A 2,390-nucleotide genomic window follows, 5' to 3' on the forward strand; every position below is an offset into this window, starting at 1 on the left:
TTCCTGCCTTTTCGCAGGCTTGCGCTCCGCGGGAGTCCGTGTACCGACCCGCACGCCCGCTCAATACGCGAGCCCGACGCGGCACCCCGCCCAAGCGTCGTCCAGCGCGGCGCGGTACGTGAACGCCGCGGTGTCGCCGGTCGTGATGGACGTGCCGCCATCCGGGAGGTAGTCGCGCTCCGCGCGGAACAGATTTTGCGGCTCGCCTTCCGGCAGGTAGGTTGGACAGACCACTGTCCAACGGAGCCCGGAGGCGGCGAGCGCCTCCCAGGCGCGGCGGTGTTCCTCCGCCGCACGGGTTGACGAGCGCCGGGTGTCCGGCGTCTCGTAGCGGAGCAGAGCCGGATGCTCCCGGCTCTGGAGAATCCCGGCGGTGCCGACGGTGACCACCCGTCGCACGCCGGCCTGCCCCATCGCCCCGACGAGGAGGGGCGTGGCGGTCGACAGCACCTCGGCGCCGCCGGTGCTGAGGCAAGAGATGACCGTATCGGCGCGCGATACGGTGGCAAGTAAGTCGGCAGCTTGGCAAGCGTCACCTTGGATCAAGGTGAGGTTGTCCGGCTGCCGTTCGATGTTGTTGGGGTCACGGACGAGCGCCGTGACCTCGTGGCCGTCTGCGAGGGCGAGCGCGAGCACGCGCCGCCCCACACGGCCGGTAGCGCCTAGGATGGCGATATGCATGGCGGTCTTGGCCTCCTTTTTTAACTGAGATTGGGTATGGACCCAGTATAGCATGTCTCCCTTGCAGACTTGAACGAACCCTCGAAATCCCCCATAATAAGGGGGAAGAAGCCACGAAGCAGAAGGGAAATTCTCAGAGATGCGAATTAATAAATTCATTAGCGAAACGGGCGTCTGCTCGAGACGCGAAGCGGATAAATGGGTCGAGGCGCGGCGGGTGACGATCAATGGCGAGTTGGCGACACTGGGCAGCGTGGTGGGACCGGGCGACGATGTGCGCATCGACGGCAAGCCGTTGGGGCAGAAGAAGGAGCATGTCTACATCGCGCTGAATAAGCCGGTGGGCATTACGTCGACGACGGAGCTGCATGTGCCGGGCAATATTGTCGATTTCGTCGGGCATAAAGAGCGGATTTTCCCGATTGGCCGATTGGACAAGGATTCGGAGGGGCTTATTCTCCTGACGAATAACGGGGATATTGTGAATCAGATTTTGCGCGCTGAGAATAATCACGACAAAGAATACATCGTGACGGTGAACCGGCCGATTACGCAGATGTTCTTACGCGGGATGGCGAGCGGCGTGCGAATTCTAGGCACAGTGACGAAGCCGTGCGAGGTCATTCAGGTGAATGAGCGGACGTTCCGCATCATTCTGACGCAGGGACTGAATCGCCAAATCCGCCGGATGTGCGAAGCGTTCGGCTACCGGGTCGTGCGGCTGCAGCGCGTCCGGATCATGCATATTCACCTTGGCAACCTGAAGGTGGGCAAATGGCGCGATCTGACGGCGGGTGAGATGCAGGATTTGATGAAGACGCTGAGCCATCAGGGGACACAGACCGGCAAGTGAAACGGAGCATGACAGCTTTCTTCTTTTGGGGAGGGGCGGTCGTGCTCTTTTTTTATGGAGTTTTTGACCGACGTCGTGCAGTTGGGGACAAGTTGGTGTACGGGAATCGTGTGCAACATGCTCAGACAGCTTTGGGCATTAGTAAACGCGGCAATCCATGGAACTTAAGGGGCTAAGATGGAAGATTGAGATGCTAATCCTGGTGCTGTGCGAGGACGAGATGAATGGAGACTCCGCGTCGCGTCACGTCGGTTCACTTCCTGCATTTCTTACAATTAATTTCGCGAAAAGTGGGGGTTTGCAAAAGAGAAGCTGTATTTCATACAGGTAAATCCTTCATTTAACCTTGGGAAAGGAGAAAATGGCGGGGATTGCTGAAAAAGACATGTAGTTTTGCAGGTAATCATGCCGCTTATCCCTCATTCGATTTAATTCCATGTAGGAAATACAGCTTGTGGCCCAAAAAGGGGCGGCAGTCCTCGGTTTTTTTATTTTTTTAACCTGCTGCAACCTTTTTCCAATTGCCTCCGTCCAAAATTTAGAAAGCTATGGGCCGAACTCCGCCAGCTGCCTGTCGGATGAACTGCACGTGGCCGAATACGATTTTGAACTCGCTAAGGAGGAAGATGGCTTTGAAATTATTGAAACAAGCAGGCACGGTCGTAATCGCCTCATCTTTACTGCTCGGAATGGCGCCGGCGGCGTTCGCCGACACGGTAATGGGAATGGGTTCGGCCACAGCGAGCACGGACATCATGGTCACTGCTGTGCCACCCGTGAAGGGCGGCGACACGAAGCAGCTCGAAGCCAAACTTACAAAGGAGCAGGCACTCGACAAAGTCAAAACGTACATTAC

3 protein-coding genes are annotated in these 2,390 nt (G+C 57.3%); 2 read left to right on the forward strand and 1 reads right to left on the reverse strand.

Annotated features, from left to right (window positions below; all coding sequences use genetic code 11):
* Window positions 1–60: 60 nt before the first annotated feature.
* On the reverse strand, window positions 61–681 hold the full coding sequence (locus EJQ19_RS31530) for an NAD(P)-dependent oxidoreductase (protein ID WP_126145159.1): 621 nt from the start codon (window positions 679–681) through the stop codon (window positions 61–63).
* 139 nt (window positions 682–820) lie between these two features.
* Between EJQ19_RS31530 and rluF the strand changes: the two genes are divergently transcribed.
* Window positions 821–1,534, forward strand: a complete 714-nt coding sequence (gene rluF, locus EJQ19_RS31535) for a 23S rRNA pseudouridine(2604) synthase RluF (RefSeq protein WP_126145160.1) — start codon at window positions 821–823, stop codon at window positions 1,532–1,534.
* Between the two features lie 632 nt (window positions 1,535–2,166).
* The coding region (locus tag EJQ19_RS31540) for a hypothetical protein (RefSeq protein ID WP_164716888.1) at window positions 2,167–2,390 on the forward strand (224 nt) is incomplete at its 3' end.

The sequence above is a fragment of the Paenibacillus whitsoniae genome (genome assembly GCF_003955665.1).
In the GTDB taxonomy this organism is placed as follows: Bacteria; Bacillota; Bacilli; order Paenibacillales; family NBRC-103111; genus Paenibacillus_E; species Paenibacillus_E whitsoniae.